Annotated in this window: 21 protein-coding genes; 7 read left to right on the forward strand and 14 right to left on the reverse strand. The window is 71.0% G+C overall.

The window, feature by feature from the left end; all coding sequences use genetic code 11:
* Nucleotides 1–12: 12 nt before the first annotated feature.
* Together KLK06_RS41885 and KLK06_RS41890 are read left to right on the forward strand one after the other, a co-directional pair.
* Complete coding sequence (locus tag KLK06_RS41885; RefSeq protein ID WP_214641256.1) at nucleotides 13–549, forward strand: TetR/AcrR family transcriptional regulator C-terminal domain-containing protein; 537 nt, start codon at nucleotides 13–15, stop codon at nucleotides 547–549.
* A 110-nt stretch (nucleotides 550–659) separates the two neighbouring features.
* Nucleotides 660–1,130: a VOC family protein gene (locus KLK06_RS41890; protein WP_214641257.1), complete on the forward strand. Its 471-nt coding sequence runs from the start codon at nucleotides 660–662 to the stop codon at nucleotides 1,128–1,130.
* A gap of 4 nt (nucleotides 1,131–1,134) precedes the next feature.
* Here the strand turns inward: KLK06_RS41890 and KLK06_RS41895 are convergent, their stop codons facing one another.
* On the reverse strand, nucleotides 1,135–1,281 hold the full coding sequence (locus KLK06_RS41895; protein WP_214641258.1) for a hypothetical protein: 147 nt from the start codon (nucleotides 1,279–1,281) through the stop codon (nucleotides 1,135–1,137).
* Between the two features lie 38 nt (nucleotides 1,282–1,319).
* A complete protein-coding gene (locus KLK06_RS41900; RefSeq protein ID WP_214641259.1) occupies nucleotides 1,320–1,781 on the reverse strand; it encodes a MarR family transcriptional regulator in 462 nt (153 codons plus the stop codon).
* An 88-nt stretch (nucleotides 1,782–1,869) separates the two neighbouring features.
* On the opposite strand from KLK06_RS41900, the gene KLK06_RS41905 reads away from it, so the two are divergent.
* Complete coding sequence (locus KLK06_RS41905) at nucleotides 1,870–3,129, forward strand: NAD(P)/FAD-dependent oxidoreductase (RefSeq protein WP_214641260.1); 1,260 nt, start codon at nucleotides 1,870–1,872, stop codon at nucleotides 3,127–3,129.
* Nucleotides 3,130–3,151: 22 nt separating this feature from the next.
* On the opposite strand, the gene KLK06_RS41910 is transcribed toward KLK06_RS41905, so the two are convergent.
* Together KLK06_RS41910 and KLK06_RS41915 are read right to left on the reverse strand one after the other, a co-directional pair.
* On the reverse strand, nucleotides 3,152–4,162 hold the full coding sequence (locus KLK06_RS41910) for a hypothetical protein (RefSeq protein WP_214641261.1): 1,011 nt from the start codon (nucleotides 4,160–4,162) through the stop codon (nucleotides 3,152–3,154).
* Nucleotides 4,163–4,211: 49 nt separating this feature from the next.
* A complete protein-coding gene (locus tag KLK06_RS41915) occupies nucleotides 4,212–4,625 on the reverse strand; it encodes an organic hydroperoxide resistance protein (RefSeq protein ID WP_214641262.1) in 414 nt (137 codons plus the stop codon).
* Between the two features lie 79 nt (nucleotides 4,626–4,704).
* Here KLK06_RS41915 and KLK06_RS41920 point away from each other — a divergent pair, with 79 nt between their 5' ends.
* Nucleotides 4,705–5,136, forward strand: a complete 432-nt coding sequence (locus KLK06_RS41920; RefSeq protein ID WP_250906835.1) for a MarR family winged helix-turn-helix transcriptional regulator — start codon at nucleotides 4,705–4,707, stop codon at nucleotides 5,134–5,136.
* Nucleotides 5,137–5,244: 108 nt separating this feature from the next.
* Nucleotides 5,245–6,471: an MFS transporter gene (locus KLK06_RS41925; RefSeq protein ID WP_250906836.1), complete on the forward strand. Its 1,227-nt coding sequence runs from the start codon at nucleotides 5,245–5,247 to the stop codon at nucleotides 6,469–6,471.
* Between the two features lie 12 nt (nucleotides 6,472–6,483).
* Here KLK06_RS41925 and KLK06_RS41930 read toward each other — a convergent pair whose 3' ends face one another.
* On the reverse strand, nucleotides 6,484–7,668 hold the full coding sequence (locus tag KLK06_RS41930) for an MFS transporter (RefSeq protein WP_214641264.1): 1,185 nt from the start codon (nucleotides 7,666–7,668) through the stop codon (nucleotides 6,484–6,486).
* Nucleotides 7,669–7,744: 76 nt separating this feature from the next.
* Nucleotides 7,745–8,329: a TetR/AcrR family transcriptional regulator gene (locus KLK06_RS41935; protein WP_250906837.1), complete on the reverse strand. Its 585-nt coding sequence runs from the start codon at nucleotides 8,327–8,329 to the stop codon at nucleotides 7,745–7,747.
* Nucleotides 8,330–8,519: 190 nt separating this feature from the next.
* Between KLK06_RS41935 and KLK06_RS41940 the strand changes: the two genes are divergently transcribed.
* Nucleotides 8,520–9,029: a GNAT family N-acetyltransferase gene (locus tag KLK06_RS41940; RefSeq protein ID WP_214641265.1), complete on the forward strand. Its 510-nt coding sequence runs from the start codon at nucleotides 8,520–8,522 to the stop codon at nucleotides 9,027–9,029.
* 16 nt (nucleotides 9,030–9,045) lie between these two features.
* Here the strand turns inward: KLK06_RS41940 and KLK06_RS41945 are convergent, their stop codons facing one another.
* The 5 genes from KLK06_RS41945 to KLK06_RS41965 form a co-directional block, all read right to left on the reverse strand.
* Nucleotides 9,046–9,660, reverse strand: a complete 615-nt coding sequence (locus tag KLK06_RS41945) for a calcium-binding protein (RefSeq protein WP_214641266.1) — start codon at nucleotides 9,658–9,660, stop codon at nucleotides 9,046–9,048.
* A gap of 135 nt (nucleotides 9,661–9,795) precedes the next feature.
* On the reverse strand, nucleotides 9,796–10,179 hold the full coding sequence (locus KLK06_RS41950; RefSeq protein ID WP_214641267.1) for a MerR family transcriptional regulator: 384 nt from the start codon (nucleotides 10,177–10,179) through the stop codon (nucleotides 9,796–9,798).
* Nucleotides 10,180–10,195: 16 nt separating this feature from the next.
* Nucleotides 10,196–11,215 carry an NADP-dependent oxidoreductase gene (locus KLK06_RS41955; protein ID WP_214641268.1) on the reverse strand — a complete coding sequence of 340 codons (1,020 nt, stop codon included), beginning with the start codon at nucleotides 11,213–11,215 and terminating at the stop codon, nucleotides 10,196–10,198.
* Nucleotides 11,216–11,308: 93 nt separating this feature from the next.
* Nucleotides 11,309–11,728, reverse strand: a complete 420-nt coding sequence (locus KLK06_RS41960) for a WYL domain-containing protein (RefSeq protein WP_250906838.1) — start codon at nucleotides 11,726–11,728, stop codon at nucleotides 11,309–11,311.
* A 241-nt stretch (nucleotides 11,729–11,969) separates the two neighbouring features.
* Entirely contained in the window at nucleotides 11,970–12,914 is a 945-nt protein-coding gene (locus KLK06_RS41965) for a zinc-binding dehydrogenase (protein ID WP_214641270.1), read from the reverse strand.
* Between the two features lie 407 nt (nucleotides 12,915–13,321).
* Between KLK06_RS41965 and KLK06_RS41970 the strand changes: the two genes are divergently transcribed.
* Nucleotides 13,322–14,437: a branched-chain amino acid aminotransferase gene (locus KLK06_RS41970; protein WP_214641271.1), complete on the forward strand. Its 1,116-nt coding sequence runs from the start codon at nucleotides 13,322–13,324 to the stop codon at nucleotides 14,435–14,437.
* 559 nt (nucleotides 14,438–14,996) lie between these two features.
* On the opposite strand, the gene KLK06_RS41975 is transcribed toward KLK06_RS41970, so the two are convergent.
* From KLK06_RS41975 to KLK06_RS41985, 3 genes are all read right to left on the reverse strand, one after another.
* Nucleotides 14,997–17,144 (reverse strand): SWIM zinc finger family protein, encoded by a 2,148-nt coding sequence (locus KLK06_RS41975; protein WP_214641272.1) that lies wholly within the window; start codon nucleotides 17,142–17,144, stop codon nucleotides 14,997–14,999.
* Nucleotides 17,141–21,121: a DUF5682 family protein gene (locus KLK06_RS41980; RefSeq protein ID WP_214641273.1), complete on the reverse strand. Its 3,981-nt coding sequence runs from the start codon at nucleotides 21,119–21,121 to the stop codon at nucleotides 17,141–17,143. The genes KLK06_RS41975 and KLK06_RS41980 overlap by 4 nt, the downstream gene beginning before the upstream one ends.
* Before the next feature lie 137 nt (nucleotides 21,122–21,258).
* Nucleotides 21,259–22,395, reverse strand: coding sequence for an AAA family ATPase (locus KLK06_RS41985; RefSeq protein ID WP_214641274.1), 1,137 nt, complete (start codon nucleotides 22,393–22,395; stop codon nucleotides 21,259–21,261).
* Between the last annotated feature and the right edge of the window lie 37 nt (nucleotides 22,396–22,432).

A 22,432-nucleotide genomic window follows, 5' to 3' on the forward strand; every position in this document is an offset into this window, starting at 1 on the left:
TTGGAGGATTCGATGGGGCAGCGGCGTGCCGAAGTGCTTCAGGCGGCGATCGAGCTGCTCGACGAGGTCGGCTTGGACGGGCTCACCATGCGCCTGCTGGCGAGCCGGCTCGGTGTGCAGGCAGGCGCCCTGTACCGGCATTACCCCAGCAAGCAGGCCCTGCTGGACGCCATGGTCGCGCACCTGGTCGTCCCGCCGGCCGACGCCGTCCCGCCGCTGGACGGCCCCTGGGACGAGCGGCTGCGCGGCCTCGCCATCGGCACGCGGGAGCTCATGCTGGCCCACCGCGATGGCGCGCGTCTCTTGTCCACCTTCCAGAACCCGGGCAAAGAGGCCGTCGCCTTCTACCACGACCTCATCGCCACCCTGGCGGCCGCGGGCGTCCCCGCGGGCACGGCCGCCGTCGCCGTGGACACCGTCATGGCCTACGTCAACGGCTACACGACCGAGGAACAGGCCCGCGGGACCCAGCCCAGGGAACTCCGCGACCGCGCCTTCCGCGAGGGCGTCGAATTGATCATCGCCGGCGTCAAAGGATCTTCGTCGTGAAATCCACCGGAAAATTCTCGCGCCGCCGTGTCGAGTCGCCGTCGACCCGTTCGACGCGTTAGCGACAGGACAGCACGGGACGCACCGTCCCGAACGCGGAGGAGCGCACGATGCAGAAGATCACCACGTACCTGTGGTTCGACAACCAGGCCGAAGAGGCGGCCGAGTTCTACACCTCGATCTTCGAGGACTCGCGGATCCTCGAAGTCAACCGCTACGGCGACGCGGGGCCGGGACCGGCGGGGACGGCCATGATGGTGGCGTTCGAGCTGGCGGGCCAGCGGTTCCTCGCGCTGAACGGCGGCCCGCAGTTCAGGTTCACCGAGGCGATCTCCCTGTACGTCGACTGCGCGTCGCAGGAGGAGGTCGACGAGCTGTGGGCCAAGCTCACCGATGGCGGCGAGGAGTCGCAGTGCGGCTGGCTGAAGGACCGGTGGGGCCTGTCCTGGCAGATCATTCCCAGCGCGCTGCCCGAGCTGCTGAGCAACCCCGACCCGGCCAAGGCGCAGCAGGTCATGAAGGCCATGATGGGCATGCGGAAGATCGACATCAGTGCCCTGGAAGAGGCCGCCGGGCTCTGAGCGGTCAGCCGTCCCCTCGTACCCGCCTGGTGACCGTCATGGTCACCAGGGCGCCGCTCGGGTCGAGACTGGCCGCCGGGTAGTCGGTGATGGCGCCGCCGAGGTCGGTCCAGCCGCCATATCCGGCGTTGGGGCTCAGCTGTCTGGTCATGCTCACACCGGCGGTGCCTACCCCAGCCGCTGGCACCATCACCGGCGCTTCGCCGCGGCGGGCATCGCGCGCGCCCGCGTCAGGTGGCGTTCGTACAGCTCGCGCGAGCGGCGCAGATACCCCGTCAGCACGGTGAGCTCCGCTGCCGTGTACTCCTTCATGAACTCCTCACCGTCCGCGACGATCGGCCCGTAGAGGTCCCAGACCTTGCGCGTCGCCTCCTCGGTGATCCCCACCACCACCTTGCGCCGGTCCGAGGGGTCGGAGGAACGGGTCACGTAGCCGAGCCGTTCCAGCCGGTCGAGCATCGCCGTCACGCTGCCCGTGGTCAGCCCCAGAGCGGGCCCGAGCACGCCGGGGGTCAGCCGATCTCCCTGGAAGAGCGCCTCCAGGCAGCGCAGGTCGGTGCGGTTGACGCCCAGCACGCCGGCGGCCGCCTCGTCGAAGGCGTCGACCGCCGACTGCAGCGACTGCGTCTCCGCACCCACGGCCCGACGCATCCCTTCCAGATTTTCTCTTGACATTCGAGCCTCTTGGCTATCAAGCTAATGATGTCTCGACCATCAAGATACACGAGGATCCACCATCATGCATGTGATCATCATTGGCGGCGGCACCGGAGGAATGTGCCTGGCGCACGGGCTCAAGCGGGCCGAGGTCTCCGTCGCGGTCTACGAGCGGTACGGCTCCCGTACCGACGGCCTGTACGGCTACCGCGTGGGCATCGACCCGACCGGCAACCGGGCGCTGAAGGAGTGCCTGCCGCCCGAACTGTTCGACGTCTTCGTCGCGACCTGCGCGCGCACGCCCCGCTACTTCAACGTGCTCACCGAGAAGATGCGCCTGACGGCCTCGATTCCGCTGCGCGACGACCGCGACGACGTCGACAGCGAACGGTCGGTGTCGCGAGCGACGCTGCGGCAGGTGCTGTTCACCGGCATGGAGGACGTCGTCCACTTCGGCAAGGTCTTCACCCACTACGAACGCCACGACGACGGCACCGTCACGGCCCACTTCGACGACGGCACCAGCGCCACCGGCGACGTCCTGGTCTCGGCGGAGGGCACCCGCTCGGCCGTACGACGCCAGTACCTGCCGCACGCGCAGATCAAGGACACGGGCATCACCGCGATCGCCACCAAGACCCCGCTCACCCCGGAGACCCGCGCCCTGCTCCCGGAGCAGGCTCTGTACGGGCTCTCGCTGATCTTCGCCACGCGCGGTCTGATCGGCATGCTCCACGTGATGGAGTTCGACGCATCGGCGGACTCCGCCGACTACCTCAACCTGTCGATCTGGAGCGCCGACGGCCACTTTCCGGCCGACACCGCGCAACTGCGCGGCGAGGAGCTGGTCAAGGTCGCGCTGGACGCCACCGGCAACTGGCATCCCCACCTGCGCAAGCTGTTCGAGCTGTCGGACCCCGCCGCGGCCTTCCCGGTACGCATCGCCACCTCCGTACCGGTCGAGCCGTGGCAGAGCACCAACATCACCCTGCTCGGGGACGCCGTCCACACGATGACGCCAGGCCAGGGAGTCGGCGCCAACACGGCACTGCGCGACGCCGCCCTGCTGTGCCGCGAGCTCACCGCCGCCGCCTCCGGCCGCAAGGACGTGCTGCGCGCCGTCGCCGACTACGAGGCCGAGATGATCCCATATGGCTTCGCCAGGGTCGCCGACTCGCTCGACAACAACGGCACCAGCGGCGACGACCCGCTCTACAAGCCGTACACCGGCAGGCTCGCCCTGTTCGCGGCCCGGTCGTACTTCAGCCTCACCAGCAAGGTCCCGGCGCTGCGCAGGAAGTTCCTCGCCGACTTGTACGACTATCGGGGCGCGGGCGGCTGACGGCCTCGCTCGTATGTTCCAATTACTCGAACTCGGACTTGTAGAAGACGTTGGCCTGACGGACCCCGCCGACATTCGCATGGAAGCCGAAGCACAGCCGCGGCTGAACCCCGCCGCTCACGGGCGCGAGCCAGACGGCCATGCCCTGCGGTTCGCGGCCGGGCAAGGACTTGCCCGCCTGGGTCGGCCATCTGTCCTGCACCACGCTCTGCCCTGAGTCGTTCAGGTCGATGACGGTGATGTACGAGGTGTCGCCCACCCCGCCTTCGAGCAGATACGCGTAGCGGCCGAAAACCGTGAATCCCTGGAAGGGATTCGCCGCGGCCCAGGCCGGGGTCCGCACCGGGAGCGCACGCTCCACTTTCCGGTATCCCGTGGTGAGGCGGCCGTCGCGGGCGTCGGCCAGGTCGTACAGGACGATGCGCATCGTGCTGTCCGCGTCCCTGAACCGAACCGCCAGCCGGTTGTACTGGGGGTCGATGGCGGGCTGCGGGTTCGGGGAGGTGGGATGCAGGTTGTCGAGCGCGATCGTCCGGTCCTGGATCGAGCTGTCGTCCCTCTCGAGGACGGCGCCGTTCACGAACGCGAACCGCCCGACCTTCGTGCCGAAGCCACCGTCGCTCGCCTTCCACTCGGTCCACAGATAGACGGCACCCCCGAACGGCTCCACGCCGATCTGCACACCGTGCCCGAAGCCGTGCAACGCCATGGAGCCGAGCTGGTTGCCGGCCGTGTCCGTCTTGGTGATCCATAAGTCACCGCTGTGGTCAGGGTCGGAGTCCTCGGTGTTGTGCTGGGCGAAGTAGACGTGCTGGCCGACGTGGTCGTACGCGAACGACTGCATTACCCAGTTGGCCTGTAGCCGCTTCCCGATGATCGGGTCGTCACCCATTCCGGCAAGCTTGAAGCGGGGAGAGTCGGAAACGACGGCGTACGCGGCGCCCGCGCCGAGGAACGGGAGGGAGCCCGCCGCGGCGAAGACGCCGGCCCGAAACAGCCCTCGCCGACTGAACTCCTGGTGGTGAGATTTCATGACACCCATTGAAAGCCATGAATCGTCGATCACCTATTGCTGACCCGACTTATTCGATGACGAGCGCGACCGGGATGTTGCCGCGGGTGGCGTTCGAGTACGGGCACACCTGGTGCGTGGCTTCCACCAGGGCGCGGCCGGTCTCGCCCTGCAGGTGGTCGGGGAGCTCGACGCGGAGAGCGACTTCCAGGGTGAAGCCGCCGTCACCGTTCGGGCCGAGGCCCACTTCGGCGGTGACCGACGCCTGCTCGGCGTCCACCTTCATGCGCTTGGCCACCAGGGTCAGGGCGCTGGCGAAGCAGGCGGCATAACCCGCGGCGAAGAGCTGCTCGGGGTTGGTGCCCTCGCCCGTGCCGCCCAGCTCCTTCGGCGGGGAGAGAGTCACGTCCAGGCGGCCGTCGGAGGTGACGGCGCGGCCTTCGCGGCCCGTCGCGGTGGCTATGGCGGTGTAGAGGGTGCTCATGATCGCTCCTAATCGGTTGCCTGTAATTCAATTGTGCACAATTAAGTTGCCCGCCGTCAACCCCGGGTATGCTGGTGTCATGAACGCGTTGCTGCTGGAGAATCAGGTGTGCTTCGCCGTACACGCCGCGTCTCGCGCGCTCGACGGCTTCTACCGGCGCCAACTGGCGGAGCTGGGACTGACCTATCCGCAGTATCTGGTGATGCTGGTGCTGTGGGAGCGCGAGCCGGTGACGGTCAAGGAGCTGGGCGTGGCGTTGCGGCTCGACTCCGGCACCCTGTCACCGCTGCTCAAGCGGCTGGAGGCGGCCGGGCTCGTCCGGCGCGAACGCAACGCCAGCGACGAACGGTCCGTGGTGGTGCGGCTCACCGAGGCGGGCACGGAGCTGCGGCAGTCCGCCCTGCGGGTGCCTGAGCATGTGGCCAACGCCACCGGCATGCACCTGAGCGAGCTGGCCGATCTGCACCGTACGCTCGGCCGGATGACCCAAGCCCTCACAGAAGCGACGTAACGATCGTCCCCCCGGACGAGACCATCCCCGAGATTCGGCGAACAGCCCGAAGCGCCGCCGGTTGATCTGTAAGAAGAATGCGGAACACCCGCATCACCGGAGGTCGCCTTGGGAAGCACGTACACCCTCGATGTCAGGAAGACCGCCACCCTCACCGTCGGCCTGCTCATGGGGGTGTGGGTCGTCGACTACGTCGACCGGGTGATGATCGCGGTCGCCCTGCCCTTCATCGGCGCGGACTTCGAGCTCACCAAGACCCAGCAGGGCTCGCTGATCACCGTGTTCGCCCTGGTGTACCTGCTGTGCCAGATCCCCGGCGGGCTGCTCGCCGACCGGTTCGGGGCGCGCAGGCTGCTCGTGGTGTCGCTCATGCTGTGGTCGGTGTTCACCGCGCTGACCGGCCTGGCCTGGGGGCTGGTCGGGTTGCTGGTGATCCGGGCGCTGTTCGGCGTGGGGCAGGGGCTGTTTCCCGGCGCGTCCTTCAAGGCCCTGTCCGAGCGGACCACTCCCGCCCGGCGGGCCACGGCGGCGGGCGCGATGCTGGCCGCCAACCAACTGGGCGCGGGCCTGGCGCCGCTGGTCGTGGCGCCGCTGCTGCTGACGTTCGGGTGGCGGCACACGTTCTGGGTGACGGCCGCCGCGGGGGTGGCGATCGGGCTGCTGCTGTGGGCGCTGCTCCCCCCGCCCCTGCCCGCCGGGCTGAACGGGTCCGGCGATCTGTCCCGCCCCGCTCCCCCGCTCGGGTCCGTACTTCGGGCGCCGTCGGTGTGGAAGTTCGCGGCGTTGTTCTGCGCGACCAACATGCTCGCGTACGGGATGATCACCTGGGTGCCCAGTTATCTGCTGGAGGCGCGGGGCGTCTCGCTGCTGAAGACGGGCCTGTACGCGGCCATCCCCGGCCTGGTGATGACCGTGACCGTCATCCTCGGCGGCTGGCTGTTCGATCGCTACTTCCACGACCGGGCCCGCCTGTTCGTCATCCCGCTGCTGCTCTGCACCGCCGTACTTCTGGTGCTGATGCTGCGCGCGGAGACCGCGGCCGGGTTCACGCTGTTCCAGACGCTGGCCATGGCGGTGGCCGGGCTGTCGACGATGGGCATCCTGGGCATGCCGGTGCGGGCGCTGCCGCCCGAGGTGATCGGCTCGGGCATGGGCGTGGTCAACGTCGGCGGGCAGGTGGCGGGCGTCATCGCACCGGTGCTGATGGGCTGGCTGGTCGACCATTTCTCCTATACCGCCGCGTTCGGGCTGCTGATCGGCACCACCGTGCTGGGCGCGCTGATCGCGTTGGTCGTGCCGCAGCGGGCGGAACAGTTCCGTCTGGAGGCCGCGTGACGCTCGACCAGCTCAGACGTCTTGTTGAACACGGAGCGCCTCCGAACCCGGCTCCACCACTCCCCGGTCCCGGAACCACGCGTAGCAGCTCACGACGATCCCGGCGACGGTGACGGCGGCGCTGACGAGATAGAGGGACCGCAGCCCGAACCCGCCGTCGATGACCCGCCCGCCCAGCCATGCGGCGAAGGCCGCGGCGAGTTGGTACGCGGACGCGTTCACCGCCATGGCGAGGGTCGGCGCCGCGGCCGCGGTGGTCAGGACCCTGGTCTGCATACCGGGAATGACGGAGAACCCCAGCGCGCCGATCACGAAGACCAGCACCGCGGTGATCGTCGTCCCGGCGCTGACCGTCCACATCAGCACCAGCGTCGCCGCGAGAACGGCGAGCAGGCTGACCTGTGACGGCATCAGCGCCCGGTCGGACAGCCAGCCGCCGGCGAAATTGCCGACCGCCGCGCCGACGCCGTACACCAGCAGCAGTACGGCGACCGCGTCGGCGGCGAATCCGGTGACGCCGGTGAGCAGCGGCGCGAAATAGGTGAACACGATGAGCAGCCCCGCATTGCCGACCGCCGTGACCGCGATGGCGAGCCGCACATCACGGCCGCGGAACACCCGGAGCTCGGCCAGCGCGGACGTGCCGGGCGCGGCCTGCTGAACATCCGGTACGAATCGCAGCACCAGCAGCAACCCGAGCGCACAGCACCCGGCGATGGCCACGAAGGTGGCCCGCCACCCCAGCCCATTGCCGATGAAGGTGCCGATGGGCGCACCGAGGATCATCGACAGGTTCATCCCGAAGACCAGCTTGGACACGGTGGAGGCCTGCTTGCCCGGCGGGGCGGTCGAGGCCGCGATGACGATCGCGTTGGCGAAGAACGTGGAGGTCACCAGCGCGGTGACGATCCGTGCCGCGAACAGCACGGCGTACGTCGGCGCGAGCACCGAGGCCAGATTTCCGATGATCACGACGGCGAGAAGCACGAGGATGAGCGGCCTGCGGGCGAAGCGCGCGGTGAGCGCCGTCAGCACCGGGCCGCCGATGATCATCCCGATCGCGTAGGCCGTCACCAGCAGTCCGGCCGCCGGAATCGACACGGCCAGGTCGTCGGCGATGTCCGGCAGGATGCCGGCGATCACGAACTCGCCGGTCGTGATGCCGAACACGCACAGCATCAGGGAGAGTACCGCCACTCGTTCCACCTCTAATAGTTGACTGATCAGTACAAAAAAGGGGCAGCACGATGCCCGTGGCGCCGACCGCTGGGGCTTACAGGGCCGCGAGCGCCCCGTCCACGACGTCCAGCAGGGTGTTCCTGTCGTCGGTCACCTTCGCGAGCACGCGCAGGCCGTAGTACGCGCTCTGGAACGTACGCGCCACCTGGAGCGGCGGCCGGCCGGCGGGCAGCTCACCCGTGCCCTGGCCGATCGTCACCAGGTGGCAGATCGCCTGCTCCAGGTTCACGAACTGCCGCCGCACCAGCGCCGCGACGTCCTCGGTGCGCCCGCTCTGCTCGGTGGCGGCGTTCAGCGCCAGGCAGCCGCGCCGGCCGGGGTCGGCCAGGTCGGCGTCGATGACGCCCAGCATCATCGCCCGCAGCCGCTCCCGCACCGGCCCGGCTTCCGGGTCCGCCAGCATGGCCAGCTGGGCATCGGCCCGGGTCGCGGCGTACCGGCGGATGGCCTCCTCGTACAGGCGGTGCTTGCTGCCGAACGCGTTGTAGAGGCTGCCGCGACCGAGCCCGGTGCGCGCGCACAGGTCCTGGGTGGTGGCCGCCTCGTAGCCCTTCTCCCAGAACACCTCCATCGCGGCGTCCAGGACGGCCTGATCGCTGAACTCGCGGGGTCTGCCCATGAGCTGAAGCTAGCGGCTTTTGTACAGATCAGTCAAGAACGGGGTCGAGGTGGCCAGGGGGCGGGCTGCGGCGATGAAGCACTGCTCGGAGCCCGGGTCGGGCGGGCCGCGGATGACCACGCGGTGGATGGTGTCGTCCAGGGCGGTCGCGAACCGCCGGCGGATGTGGGCGGTGGCTAGGCTCTGGCCGATGAACGAGGCACGCAGGGCGACCGCGGCGGATGCCGCGGAGCTGGTCCGCTTGCGCGGAGTGTTGATGACCGACCTGGCGAGGCACGAAGGGGCCGGGGACGGCTGGCAGGAGGCCGCGGACGCGACGCTCCGCGAGCGACTGGCCGAGCCGCACCCCACGCTGATCGCCTTCGTCGTGGACCAGCCGGACCAGCCAGATCGGCCAGATCGGCCGAGCGAGCCGGAGCGGCCGAGCCTGCTGGCCGCCTGTGCGGTGGGCACCGTCGAGCGCCGGCTTCCGGGGCCGGTCAATCCCAGCGGCGAGATCGGATACGTCTTCAATGTCGCGACCGATCCGGCTCACCGTCGGCGCGGCTATTCCCGGAGTTGCATGACGGCGCTGCTCGCCTGGTATCGCGACCGTGGCATCGGGACGATCGACCTGCTCGCCTCCCCCGAGGGCGAGCCGCTCTACCGTTCGCTGGGCTTCGTCCGTTCAGCCGACTCCGCCATGCGCCTGCGGGTATAGCCCGCCCCGGCGCGCATCATGGAATATTCGCCGCAGAGTCGCAGCCGCTCGACGGCAGGAAGGAGTCGTCTTCCGGCGCGCCGTTGCCCATTCCCGTTCCGCCATCGACGAAGTCGCCGACTTGCGGCAGATCAGGGAATGTCGCGCACACCAATATGTCCGGCCCGGTACCGCCGATCAGATAGTCGGCGCCTTCTTCTCCGTAGAGTGCTTCATGAAATCCGCCGGGCGGATTGAGGCCGCCGTAGACCGTGTCGTTCCCCTCTCCGCCGTGTATTTCTCGTCTGTGACCTTCACCGTGAACGAGGTCGTCTCCCCTTCCGCCCTCGATATAGTCCTCGCCGTCTCCGCCGCATATCCTGTCGTTCCCCGCGTCGCCGAAGATGCGGTCGGGTCCATCCGTACCGATGATCAGGTCGGCACGGCTCGTGCCGACGAAGGCGGCACCACCGGGTGGGACGAACAGCGGCACGACAAAGGTGCTGATGGGGGCGCCGAAGCAGTCCTCCATGATGGGCGGTGGGGTCGCCGCCAGCGCCGACTGCGCGAGGAGGCCTGGGCTGCTCATGAGGACGAGTGACGCGCCGGCGATTACCGCAGAGTGCCCGAAGCGACGGATGGTTCTGGTCATCGTGGTTCTCCTCGATCCGGGCGGCGCCTCACGGATATGAGGCGCCTTACCGGCCATTCATTCATTTCGAGGACTGACGGTCGGCGCATTACTGCACGTCACAGCGAGCAATATGGCGTAGACCCGCACCCACGCTTATGAGGTCTTCGCGTTCTCCTTCACCCCGGCCCGCGCGGCGAGTTGTTCGCGGAGCCGGGACAGGCGGGCGATCTCCGCGTCGAGGGTGGCGAGCCTGCGCTCCACCACGCCGCTCGTCGTGGAACAGCCGGGGCCGCCGCGTGGCGGCAGCGTGTCTCCGTCCAGCAGGTACAGGCGATCGGCGCAGCCACGTACGTCCTCGATGGTCAGACCGAGCGACAGCAGCTCGCGGATGATGCGCACGCGGGCCACCTCGCGCGGCCCGTACTCGCGCTGCCCGGTCGCCGTGCGCGGGGGCGCGGTCAGCAGCCCGCGCTGCTCGTAGAACCGCAGTGCCCGGGGCGTGGTGCCCGCCGCTGCTGCCGCGTCGCCGATGCGCATCGATCCTCCAGAAGCCCTACAGTTCGACGATGACCGTCCCGAAATGACGTCCTTCGAGCATTTCCTGCAACGCCCGCGGCGCGTCATCGATGCCCGCGATCCGGACGTACGGGAACGTGATGTCGCCCGCGCGCAGCCAGCCGCCGAAGCGTTCAAGCCACTGGGATCGCGCCTGCTCGTCGAAGCCCTGGAAAGCCTCTATCGAGATGCGCTTGAGGATGAGCTGGTAGGTGTCGAGTTCGACCGGCGCCGTCCCACCCGTCCCGCGGGGTGACATCTGCCCGGACAGCGCGCCGACCAGGACGAACCGGGCGCCGGGACGGGCTGCGGCAACCGCCGCCTGGAGCTGTTCGCCGCCGACGTTGTCCAGGTAGACGTCGATGCCGTCCGGGGCGGACTTCGCGAGCTGCTCCTCGATGGGCGCCGCACCGCGGATCACGGCCGCGTCGTACCCGAGCTCAGAGATCAGCCGATCGGCCTTCTCCCGCGAACTGGTGCTGCCGATCACCTGACCGGCGCCGAGCAGGCGGGCGATCTGCCCGGCGAGCGATCCGACCCCGCCCGCGGCGCCCGAGACGAACACCGTGTCCCCCGGCCTGACCTCGGCATCCCTGGTCAGCGCCGCGTAGGCGAGACCGCCCTGGCCCAGGTGCGCGACGGGGTCTGGCAGCACGTCACCCAAGGGCCTGACCTGGCCGACCGGCACGACCGCGTACTCGCGCCAGCCCAGCCAGTGTGAGACCAGGTCGCCGACCTGCGGCCCGCTGTCCCCGGCGGCCGACACGACCTCTCCGACCGCGGGCCCGAGCAGCGTGTCACCGGGGCGCAGCGGCGGCATGGGCGCGCCCTTCACACTCCCGCCGATCAGCGTGCGAAGGGCGGCGAAGACGTGGAAGAAACGATTGCGGACCACCACCTGGCCGTCCTCTGGCGCCGGCAGGGGGACCTCGGCGACCACGAAATGCTCTGGCTTGGGCAGCCCGTCGGGCACGGTGGCGAGCTGGACTTCTCTTGACGTTCGCGGCAGGGTCGGCACGTTGCGCTCCTCAGATGTTCGGCAAAAGGGCGTCGCGACCTTAACCCTTGACCCGCACGTCAAGGGCAAGGGGACGTGCTCCTGGTGGGTCGATCACCCGGCTCTTCGCCGGCGCGGGTCAGACGTGCTGCCAGGTTCGGCGACCACGTCGATCGGCGCGCGGAACAGGATCTTCGCCTGGAATCGGTACGGCGCCGAGGACAACGTGTCAGTCATGAAAGCCCGGAGGTCTTCCGCCGGTGCCGGCCGTGGAGTGAAACGCGGGCCGGGCTGTGGCGGGGCGTCGATACGGTCGACGCGGAAGGTGCGCCAATCGTCGCGGTCCAGGTCGAAGGCCAGCAGGTACCAGCGGCGGCCGATGTGGACCAGGCTGTAGGGCTCGGCGCGGCGGGTGCGTTTCTGGTAGCCGAAGCGGATTCCCTCGTGGGCGCGGCAGGCCGCGGCCAGGGCCGCCAGCAGGTTCGCGTCCACCGCTGGTCCGGGGCCGGTCAGCGGCACGATAGCGGACTGCATCGACGGCTGTGGTTCGCAGCAGCGAGAACGCGTCGTCGCCGGACCGTCGGTGGTGACAACCCGCCAACAGCTGATCTCGTCTCCGGCATCATCCCGTCCGTACTGACGGCAAAGCGCGTTCCTGCTCATCGGCAGAAGGCGCCGCCCGCGTCGTGCCCCTCGACCTCGCCGGCCGCCGGCCCGACCAGGATGCGCTGGACGTGATCATCGACGCGGTGGGCCCGCGCGACCGGCTGGACCGTCAGCGCACTTCGAGCAGGGTCTTGCCGACGCTCGCGCGCGACTCGATGGCGGCGTGCGCGGCGGCGGCCCACTCGAGGGGGAAGCGCTGACCGATCAGCGGCCGCAGCCGTCCGGCAGCGGCCTCGGCGAGGGCGCTCTCGGTGTACTCGCGCATCGTCTCCGGGGTGGGCTTCGCCTGGACGAGCGTGACGCCGCGCGCGACAGCGGCCTCCTCCTCGATGCCGGCCCACTCTCCGCTCGCCAGCCCGAAGCTGACCATCCGGCCGCCTTGACCGAGCAGTTCGAAGGCGGCTCGGGCGATGTCGCCGCCGACCCCGTCGAGGACGACGTCGACGGGGGCGACCCCGTCGGACCAACCCGGAGCCGTGTAGTCGACCACCTCGTCGGCGCCCAAGTCGCGGGCCACGCCGGTTTTGCGCGAACCCCCGGCAGCCCCGACGACGGTGGCACCCGCCGACTTGGCCAGCTGAACGAGGAGCGAGCCCACGCCGCCGGCCGCGGCCTCGACCAGAACCCGTTCCCCGGGCTGCGGTTCGGTCGCCCGGATCATCATGGTCGCGGTACGCCCGTCGGCCAAGATCGCGACCGCGTCGTCCAATTCGAGGCCGTCAGGGACGGTGTAGAGCCCGGACACGTCCACCGCAGCCCGTTCGGCATAACCGCCGGAGCCGCCCGTGGAGGTCACCACCCGACGGCTGACCAGGTCGGAGTCGACGCCCTCGCCGACCGCCGTGACGATGCCCCCGACGCCGTTGCCCGGGATCATCGGCAGTTTCCGCTTGAACGGCGAGGGCGCGCCCGACCGGAACTGGGTCTCCACAAAGGTGATGTTGGCGTAGGCGACGTCGATCAACACCTGCCCAGGCTCCGGGACCGGGTCGGGGGCATCTCCAGGTACGAGCACCTCGGGCCTGCCGAACTCCTTCAACCACACCGCGCGCACGTTGTTCTCCCTGTTCGGCTGATGTCGTCCCCAGCATGCAACCTCAACCGAGCTCGAGGTCAACTCGCGATCACCAGTACAGCGCGACCGCCATGCGACTGCCCACACCTGACCAACGAACTGAGGTCGGCCCCGTCGACGCCATTCACCCCGGCATCCAGTGGGTCTACGCTGTACGCACGGGCGACGGGCAGTTGCTTGCTCATGGTTCTGGAAGATCTCGACCCCTGCCTGTTACTGGGCTGCACCACCGCCGAGACATGCGCGCGGTTCTTCACCGAGTTCCGCCGCGCCCTGCGCAGGCTCCTCGACGGCCCGCACCCCTGGCTCGTAGCCAGTCCTCCGAAGCCCGTTCCGCACCCGCTGACCGCGCACCACAGTGAGCACTCGCCTTTAGGGAAACCTCGATGCCCCTCACGCTCCCTCAGTTCACCATCAAACCGCATCCTCACCTGCGTCCTGACGCCGAGCGGCAGCAGATTCTGGCCGCGCCCGGCTTCGGCCGGTACACGACAGATCACATGGTCACCATCCAGTGGAACGGCGAGGCGGGCTGGCATGACGCTGCCCTGGGCCCATACGCCCCGCTGACCATCGACCCGGCCGCCACGGGACTGCACTACGGCCAGTCCATCTTCGAGGGGCTCAAGGCGTATCGGCAGCCGGACGGTGCGGTCGCGCTGTTCCGGCCCGAGGCCAACGCGCACCGCTTCCAGGCGAGCGCCCGCCGGATGGCCATGCCGGAACTACCCGTCGAGCTGTTCATGAAGGCATGCGAGCTGCTCGTGAGTCAGGATCGGTGCTGGGTTCCCGACGCCGCTGAGCACTCTCTGTATCTGCGGCCGCTGATGTTCGCCACCGAGAGCACGCTCAGTGTCCGGCCCTCGACCGAGTACCTGTTCCTGCTCATCGCCTCCCCGGCCGGATCGTACTTCCCCGAAGGCATCAGACCCCTGTCGGTGTGGATCGCCGAGGACTATGTACGGGCCGCCCCGGGCGGCACCGGCGCCGCCAAGTTCGCCGGGAACTACGCCGCCGCCTTCCTCGCCCAGAATGACGCTGCCGAGCACGGCTGCGCCCAGGTGGTCTGGCTCGATGCGATCGAGCGGCGCTGGATCGAGGAAGTGGGCGCCATGAACCTCTTCTTGGTACGCGGCCACGGCCCTGCCGCCGAAATCACCACCCCGGCCCTCACCGGCTCGCTGCTGCCCGGGATCACCCGCGACTGCGTCCTCACCCTTGCCCGCGACCTCGGCCACCCCGTCAGCGAGAGCCGCATCAGTCTGGAGGAGTGGCAAACGGGCGCAGCGGACGGCTCGATCACCGAGGTCTTCGCCTGCGGCACCGCCGCTGTCATCACCCCCGTCGGCCGGGCCCGCACACGCACCACCGCCTGGCAGATGGCCGACGGCCAGCCCGGTCCCCTCACCCTCCGGTTACGCAAGGAGCTCCTGGCCGTACAGACCGGCCGTGCCCCCGACCCGCACGCCTGGGTGCACCATCCGCGCACGACCGCGCACTGACCTGCGAGAAGGACGCCATGACCAGCACCCCCAGCACCTCCCGCTTCGTCACCTCCGCCCCGCCCAGGAAGACCCTCCTGGACCACGCCCGCCGCCAGATCTTCCCGACCTGACCCAGCCTCAGCGCAGCCGGAGACCCGTACAGCAGTCTCCGGCCCTGGCTCCGGGCAGGTCCGCGTCCACATTCACGCGGTCGGCGTCAACCCCGCCGATCCCTGCATCCGCTCCATGCTCCCGTCTGCGACGGAGCCGGCCGCAGCGAACCCATCTGGCCCGGTGTAAGTGAGCGGGTCTTCGTGGCCGTGATCGGCACCCCCGCCGAATCAGCGGGGCCCCAATGATCGCCTGGGTAAGGCTCCACGCCTTGCGGACCGGCACCGCTGAACAACGGTCCAGCTCAAGGCGGGAGACGTTCACGGCGATCAGCCGTTCGTGGCCGACCACCTCGGTCTTGTCAGCGAACACGGTGAGCTCGTTGACGTGCGGCAGTACACGGACTTGCCGGCCGATCAGCCGGACCTACCCTTTAGGGGGCCCGCCCTTCACGGAGAGTCGCCCTTCACAGGAGATGGTCCGCCTGCCAGGAGGACTGGATCATGGCTCGTTCCGTGGCCGCGAGGTGGGTCGCCGCGGCCAGCCACGCCCACGCGTACCGGTCGGGGCCGGAGTCCGCCAACCGGCCGAACACGTCACGTGTCCTGCGGTCGGCCTCGGCGGTGAGTGTGGCGGCCAGCTCGGCGGCGGTCCGGAACCCGGCCCGGCGCAGCGGAGCGTGCGAGTCGCCGTTGCGCGCCGATTCGGCGACCGCCCGCCGCCCGCCGGAGACGGCCAGCTCGACCAGCCGGCGGACCCGCCAGAGCGGTGCGCTCGCCACCGGGTCCACCTCGGCCCCGACCTCCGTCTGCCCGGGCAGGCACGCCTCCGGCGGCGGGAGGTGGGAGCCCTGCAGACGGTCGTACCCGAGATCGACCCGGTCCTGCCATTCGGCGGGAAGCCGCAGCGTCGCCTCGGCTCCCGGCACCGGCCCCACCGCCAGCGGACGCAGGGTGGCCGCCCGATCGGGATCCACCCTGCCCACCACCCGCACCACCAGACCGGGCCGGGACGCGAGCCGCTGCAGGTTGGCGACGTGAGCCAGGTCGGGGTGATGGGCTGCCGGAACGAGCCGGATCAGCGGGCCGACCGGGCGTACCGGGGTCTGCTCCGCTGGCTGCCGTCCGAGGATGTCCGGCTGGTCGTGTGCGGGTAGCAGCTCGCGGGCGAGTACGTGGTCGCCTGCGGCGCCGACGATCACCAGGTCGCATCCAACAGGTTCGCGAGCCTTGTCCTCTGTGTCCGACTCGCTCCAGGCGTGCCCGGAGAGCCGGGGACCGACCGCCTCAGCCAGCGGGCGGGCGAACAGTGCCGCCATCGGCCCCGCCGTCCACGACATCCCCGAGACCGGGGTGGCCCGCACGCCGCCGCCCGCCCCCAGACGCCCATCAGGCGAGACCGTCGCCCCGGTGATCAGCAGCCCAGCCCGCGCCAGCTGCGCGTGGTTCAGCATGGCGGGGCCGATGGAGACGGGCGCGGTGGCGGCTCCACGAGCACGGGCCGGACCGCCCGGCTTCACATCGGCCACCGAGAACCACCGGCCATCGTCAGTGACCAGGTGGGTGACAACGCCGCCGTAACCGGTGGCACTGATCACCGGCTCCCGGAAGACGCCGTACACCCGCAGGCTCCCACCCGGCTGATAGCTCCGCCGCACGCTGCCGACCAGCGAGGGATCGGGATCGGCCCCGGCCAGCCGCCCCGCGGTGAGCAGGAGCTCGCGAAGGGCGGACACCAGGTCGGCGAGGCGATGCCCGTCGTGGCGAGCCCGAGCCGCGCGCAGCCCGCGTACCACCCGCAGAGCAGCGGCCTCGGCCTTGGGCAACCCGGCCAGCCTGGCCGTATGCGCGGCCCTGAGCAGCTCGGCCTGAGGCACCGCACCAGCCGCGGGCGCCCCGGTCGCCAGGATGGCCGCGGCGGCGCGCCACAGACTCGCCGCCGCCGCCACTTGCGCGACACCCGGCGCCTGCGCGGCACCCGACCCCGCGGTAACCGCCTGTCCGGCAGTCGCCGCCTGCCCGGCACCTGTCCCGGCAGTCGCCGCCTGCCCGGCACCCGGCCCGGCAGCCGCCTGCGCGCCATCCGGGGCTGCGCCCTTGGCGGTGTCCTCCCCTGTGGCCTGGGTGGCACGTGACCCCGTGCGCGTCGCCTGGGCGTTGCCAGACCCCGCAGTCCCTAGCGCGGCAGCCGGGTCGGTGACCGCCCCGTCAGGCGCGAACCCTGCGACCGCATCGGCGCCGAGTGGGTCATCACCTGCACCGGAGCTTCCGGCGGTGCCGATGGGCTCCGGATCCGCTACCGGGCAGGCACTCAGTACGGCCGCACGGTGCAGACACCGTGGTGCCAGAAGGCAACTGCACCGCGCCTGGCCGTCGTCGACGATCGCACCGGACGGCCCCGGCGAGAGCGTGACCACCGCGTCCTCGCCACAGCTGATCCGGATGCCCTCGTCGTCGACGGCAACGGGCACGGCGGCGTACTGCTCGATCGCCGCGTCCAGCTTCTTACGCAGCCGGGACGTGAGGCCCTCGACGGCGGCGGCGACCACCTGCGGCGCCACCGGCGGCAGTTGCCCGGCAGCCGAGGAGACAAAGGTAATGGTGGGGGAATTCATCGGTTTTCTCCCCGGAGGCGGTCGCCGACCCATCGGGCGAGGGCGAGCGGGCTGAGGGCGGCGACGGGCATGCCGGCCGCGACGAGCTGCTGGGCGACGGGGATCGAGTAACGGGGTACGCCGCTGTCGTCCAAGGCCGCACACCCCAACAGGTGAACACCGGACCCGGCCAGAGCCCGTACCTCACCGAGCAGGCCCCCGATCGGGTAACCCTCCTCGAAGTCGCTGACGACCACGACGAGCGTACGACTCGGCACCGTGACCAGCGACCGGGCCTGAGCGAGGCCCGCGGCGATGTGCGTACCACCGCCGACCCGTACCTCCAGCAGCAGGGACAGTGGATCGGTCACCCGATCCGTCAGATCGATCACCTGCGTGGAGAACGACAGGAAGTGGGTGGACAGCGTCGGCACGCCCGCCAGGACGGCGGCCGTCAGAGCGGACCAGACCACCGACGCCTCCATCGACCCGGAGACGTCGACCACCAGGATCAGCCGCCAGTCGGCCTCCTGCCGGGACCTGGTGCTGAACACCGGCCGTTCCGGGACCACCACGAGCCGGCCGTCGTCGAGGCGGCGCGTGTGCGACAGGTTGGCGCGCAGGGTACGCGGCAGGTCGAGCCGCCCACCCGGACGGCGAGTCGGACGCGGGGTCGCCAGCCCGGTCATGGCGGGCCGCATCCGGGTCGCCAGCTCCCGGGTCAGCTCCTCCACCAGGCGGCGTACGAGCGGCCGCAGCTTGGCGACCTGCTGCTCCGGCAGGCCACCGGCAAGGGACAGTACGGAGGTCAGCAGCTCGACGGATGGCCGCACCGAGGCGGGATCGAGCTCGCTGAGCACGTCGATCCGGCCGGCATCGGCGGCCCGGGCCAGCACCTCCTCGCGTACCTCGGTCCCGAAGAGGGCCTCCAGCTCCTCACCCCACTCACGGGCGGTGGGGAAGGGGGCCTCCCGGCCACCGGCGTCGCCTCCCGTGCCGAAGTCGTTGGCGCCTTCCCCGCGCCCCGATCCGTACAGCTCGTCAAGGGCTCGCGCGTAGGCACGGGCATCGGCCGGAAGCCGCTCTGACTCCCGCCCGAGCAGCAACCGCCACCGGTCAGCCGGCATCAGCCTCCGCTCGACACGACCGTTGCCGCCCAGCTCGGACCGGCGCTCAGTACGAGCCGCGTCCGCGTCCCCGTCCAGCGGGGACCGATGCTCGGGGAGTCCTGCGTCCGCCTCCCCATCGGGCAGGGATCGCCGCTCGGTACCCTCCCCATCGGGCAGGGATCGGCGCTCGGTACCCTCCCCGTCCGGCGAGGATCGGCGCTCAGTGCGAGCTTCCTCGTCCGGCAGGGCCCGGCCATCGGTACGAGCCGCATCGACTTCCCGTCCCTCCGGATCGCCGGAGGCGGTCAGAGCGGGAATGGGAAGCCGGAGTGCGCGCAAAGCGTCCAGACCGGCGGAGTCGGCGGCGGTCCAGAGGGCGAGGAGCGCGGGCGGAGCGTCCAGCGCCAGGTCGAGCCGGTCTCCAAGCCGTTCGGACACGGCCCCCAGCAGCCGGCTACGACCGGCCGGGCTGAGCGTGTCGAACCCGCCGCGCAACGCCGGCAGCCGGTCGAGGAACTCCTTGTCGGCCAGACCGTCGACACGGTCCATGAGCGGGTCGAGCGCCGCCGGTGCCGACTGGAGCAGCGGCCCGGCGGCCGTGAGCACGCCGGTCAGCAGGCGGCTCAGGCGGAGGCGGCTGTCGGGGCCGGTGGCGGTGTCGACCCAGCCGGCGGCCCGATCGCCGAGCGAATCGGGACCGTCCAGGTCGAGCAGTACGCGGGCGGCCAGGGCCGCACCCTGGATGAGCGGTGACGCCGCACGCGCGAGCACCGCCAGGGCGTCGTCCATCCGCAGCCCGAGGCGCTCTTCGCCGACCCGGGAGGCGAGGGCGACCAGGGCGACCGCGTCCTCCGGCTGGTCGCTGCCGGCCAGGCCGGGCAGGGCGCGGACCGCGGCCTCCAGCAGGGTGCCGGCCAGTTCGGCGGCGTGCTCGCGGCCTTCCGGGGTGGTGCCGGGGAGATGCCGGCGGCGCAGCGCCTCCAGCAGGTCGAGGGCATCGAGCAGTTCGGTGAGCGTGGCGGTGGCGGGCAGCGTGACAGCGGCGTCGGCGAGGCGGTCCGCGACCAGGTCGGGCAGGTCGCAACCGGCCGCGGCACGCAGGCCGCCGAGGATCAGGCCGCAGGTGGGCCCACCTTCCGCGGACTCGCGGCGGAAGGTCTCACGCAACGTTCCGGCCGCCGCCTGGGCGAGGGTCACGCCGCGTACGCCCGCCAGGTCGAGCAGGGCCGGGACCGCCGGGGTCCAGGCCAGCCGCCACCTGGTGGTGAGCGCGGTGGCATCGCCCGTACCCACCACCTCGATCGGCTCGCCGTAGCCGACGCCGCAGACCAGCAGGCGCTTCAGGAGTACCTCACGGCGCGCGTCCAGGTCGGAGCGGAGCGGGTCGAGGCGTACTTCACGGCGTTCGGGATCGTCCGGGCACGGGAGCCGGAGCGCGGCGAGATCCGCCTCGACTGCGGGCCCGAGCCCGGAACGTGGCGTGCCCGGCGCGGTCCGGCCGCGTTCGGTGCCGACGAACACGGTGTCGAGCGCCTTGGCCAAGGCCCGTCCCCGGCCCAGGGGTTCGCCCTGGCCGAGCACGGTCGTCACGGCCTCCAGCAGCTCACCCCGCCCGGGGGCGGGCAGGCCGCGCAGCCGGGCCAGGTCGCAGGCGAGCCGCAACGTCTCGATGGCCTCGCCGGTGCCCGCGGTGTGCCCGGCCGCGCGGAGCTCCCGGCACAAGTCGGTGATGGCGCGGGCGGCGCCGTCCCTGACCCGCTCGGGCTCGCCGCCCGCCGTGAACACCGCCTGCTGCCAGCGCGGGTCGCGGATGCCCGCCGGGTAGCCGGACCGGGAGTCGAGCAGGTCGAAGGCGTACGGGACGAGCGAAGTAACCGACGACGAACCGTCATCCGCGAACGGACTGGTGACGCCATCATCCGGAGACGGAGCGGCGGTCCCGTCGCTCTCGGACGAGGCGACATTGTCGTCGCCCTGGGACGAACCGGTGGTCCCGTCGCTCTCGGGCAAGGCGACATCGTCGTCGCCCTTCGACGGACCGGTGGTGCCGTCCGCGTCGGGCACGATCAGCGCGGGTGCGTGGAAGGCGCCGACCACTGCCACGACTCGCCGCCCGTTGGCCGCCGCCCCTGTGATGACGCGGCGCATGTGCGCCTCGCGGGCCAGGTCCATTGCCGGTACGCCGCCTGCCGCTGCGGCGTCTCGGCGCAACGCCCAGCCGACGCCGAGGGCGGCGCGGCGGACCGCTTCGGGTTCGCATCCGGGCGCGAGGACCTCCACGGCCCGGTCCCACATGTCGTCCCCCTCGCGACCGGTCCCCGCTGCGCTCAACGCCTCGGCGAAGGACCTCCCCCGCGATGCTGCCCCACCCGCCGACACCCCCGGCAACGTACCGGCGTCCTCGGCCGGATCCGCTGGTGGGGCTGGGTCGGTGGTGTGCCAGCCGGGGTCTGACAGTGGGAGGTCGCAGCACAGGACTTCCGCGCCGCGTTTCCAGGCCCACCGAATGGCCACCAGCTCCGGTGAGAAGTCCGCGAACGGGTAGAAGCCCAGCCCACCGTCGCCACGAGCGCCCGCGAGGGCGACCGGTGCGATGGTCCCGGGGTCGGCCAGGTGCACCAGCCACTGCTGGAAGTCCGCAGGCAGCTCGACGCAGACCACCTCGGCGTCGGCGGCGTCCAGCAGCGCGGGCAGCGCGACGGCCAGCGCGGGGCTGTGGTGACGGACTCCCAGCAGGTACGGCCGCGCGGAGGAGGCCAGCGCGGCGACCGCGTGCCTGGGATCAGCCTCCCAGTCGTCGCCGACATCCTGCGCGGACCGCGCGGCCTGAACGGACCCCGCAGACCGGCCGACTTGGGCCGGCCCCGCAGCCGACTGAACGGGCCGCACCGACTGAGCCGATCCCACGGACGGCTGAACAGACCTCACGGGCTGAGCCGACCCCAGAGGCGGCTGAACAGACCCCGCGGACTGAGCCGACCCCACAGACCGGGCGGCGCGCGTGGGCGGGTCGATGTTCTGAGTGGTCAACGGAGGTTCTCCCGCAGGTCCCAGAGCCGGCGCCACATGGCGGAGCCGTCCTCGGCGCGGCGCCGCACCGGCCCGTCCCAGTACCCCAGGAGCCGCCCGTGGTCCGCCGGATCGTCCTTGCGCACCACGCCGAGCAGATGCCCCGGCACCAGGTCAAGGACGTCGCCACTGGGCAGGTACGCCGCCGCCACCCCCAGCGAGGCGGCGACCTGCACGGCTTCGGCGGTGGACATGACCGTGCCGGGCCGTTCGACGTCCCAGCCCTCGGCCGAGCGCCCGGAGCGCAGGTCGCGGAAGACGGTGACCAGCGCGTCGAGCACGGCGTCGTCCACGCCGAAGGCGGCGCCGGCCCGCTGGACGACGGCGGTGGCCTGGTGGCGTACCAGGGCGGTCTCCGCCTCGGCGTCGGAGATGGGGTCGACGGTCTCGAAGTTGAACCGGCGCTTCAGGGCGGCCGACATCTCCGAGACGCCGCGGTCGCGCAGGTTGGCCGTGGCGATCACCGTGAACCCGGGTGAGGCCGCCACCTGGGCTTCTTCGGTGCCGGCCAGTTCCGGAACGCTGACCCGCCGGTCGGACAGGATGGATACCAGGGCGTCCTGTACCTCGGGCAGGCAGCGGGTGATCTCCTCCACCCGGGCGACGCGGCCGGACCGCATGGCGGTGAGCACCGGCGAGTCCACCAGCGCGGCGGAGCTGGGGCCCTGGGCGAGGAGGAGGGCGTAGTTCCAGCCGTAGCGGAAGGCGTCCTCGGTCGTTCCCGCGGTGCCCTGGACGGTGAGCGCGCTGGTGCCGCACACGGCGGCGGCCAGCAGCTCGGACAGCATCGACTTGGCGGTGCCGGGCTCGCCGACCAGCAGCAGGCCGCGTTCGCCGGCGAGGGTCACCACGCAGCGTTCGACGAGGGCGCGTTCGCCGACGAACTTGGCGGCCACCTTCATCCGGGAGGCGGGCCCCACCAGCGTCTCGTCGCCGCTGCCGCAGATGAAGGTCACCACGGCGCGCGGGGTCAGCGCCCAGCCGGGCGGGCGCGGCCCGGTGTCGTGGGCGGCGAGGAAGGCGAGCTCGTCGGCGTATCGCTCTTCGGCGGAGATTACCTGCCGGGCCGGAGCCCGGTCTTCGGTCAGGGTCATGAAGTGAAGTCCTTAAGAGAATCGGGGTGAGGCGGGC

Source organism: Nonomuraea sp. NEAU-A123 (assembly GCF_018603905.1).
Classification (GTDB): Bacteria; Actinomycetota; Actinomycetes; order Streptosporangiales; family Streptosporangiaceae; genus Nonomuraea.

Coding starts and splice junctions, on each gene's coding strand:
- KLK06_RS41885 (WP_214641256.1), top strand. CDS start 13: ATGGGGCAGCGGCGTGCCGAAGTGCTTCAGGCGGCGATCGAGCTGCTC.
- KLK06_RS41890 (WP_214641257.1), top strand. CDS start 660: ATGCAGAAGATCACCACGTACCTGTGGTTCGACAACCAGGCCGAAGAG.
- KLK06_RS41895 (WP_214641258.1), bottom strand. CDS start 1,281: ATGACCAGACAGCTGAGCCCCAACGCCGGATATGGCGGCTGGACCGAC.
- KLK06_RS41900 (WP_214641259.1), bottom strand. CDS start 1,781: ATGCGTCGGGCCGTGGGTGCGGAGACGCAGTCGCTGCAGTCGGCGGTC.
- KLK06_RS41905 (WP_214641260.1), top strand. CDS start 1,870: ATGCATGTGATCATCATTGGCGGCGGCACCGGAGGAATGTGCCTGGCG.
- KLK06_RS41910 (WP_214641261.1), bottom strand. CDS start 4,162: ATGAAATCTCACCACCAGGAGTTCAGTCGGCGAGGGCTGTTTCGGGCC.
- KLK06_RS41915 (WP_214641262.1), bottom strand. CDS start 4,625: ATGAGCACCCTCTACACCGCCATAGCCACCGCGACGGGCCGCGAAGGC.
- KLK06_RS41920 (WP_250906835.1), top strand. CDS start 4,705: ATGAACGCGTTGCTGCTGGAGAATCAGGTGTGCTTCGCCGTACACGCC.
- KLK06_RS41935 (WP_250906837.1), bottom strand. CDS start 8,329: ATGGGCAGACCCCGCGAGTTCAGCGATCAGGCCGTCCTGGACGCCGCG.
- KLK06_RS41940 (WP_214641265.1), top strand. CDS start 8,520: ATGAACGAGGCACGCAGGGCGACCGCGGCGGATGCCGCGGAGCTGGTC.
- KLK06_RS41945 (WP_214641266.1), bottom strand. CDS start 9,660: ATGACCAGAACCATCCGTCGCTTCGGGCACTCTGCGGTAATCGCCGGC.
- KLK06_RS41950 (WP_214641267.1), bottom strand. CDS start 10,179: ATGCGCATCGGCGACGCGGCAGCAGCGGCGGGCACCACGCCCCGGGCA.
- KLK06_RS41960 (WP_250906838.1), bottom strand. CDS start 11,728: ATGCAGTCCGCTATCGTGCCGCTGACCGGCCCCGGACCAGCGGTGGAC.
- KLK06_RS41970 (WP_214641271.1), top strand. CDS start 13,322: ATGCCCCTCACGCTCCCTCAGTTCACCATCAAACCGCATCCTCACCTG.
- KLK06_RS41975 (WP_214641272.1), bottom strand. CDS start 17,144: ATGAATTCCCCCACCATTACCTTTGTCTCCTCGGCTGCCGGGCAACTG.
- KLK06_RS41985 (WP_214641274.1), bottom strand. CDS start 22,395: ATGACCCTGACCGAAGACCGGGCTCCGGCCCGGCAGGTAATCTCCGCC.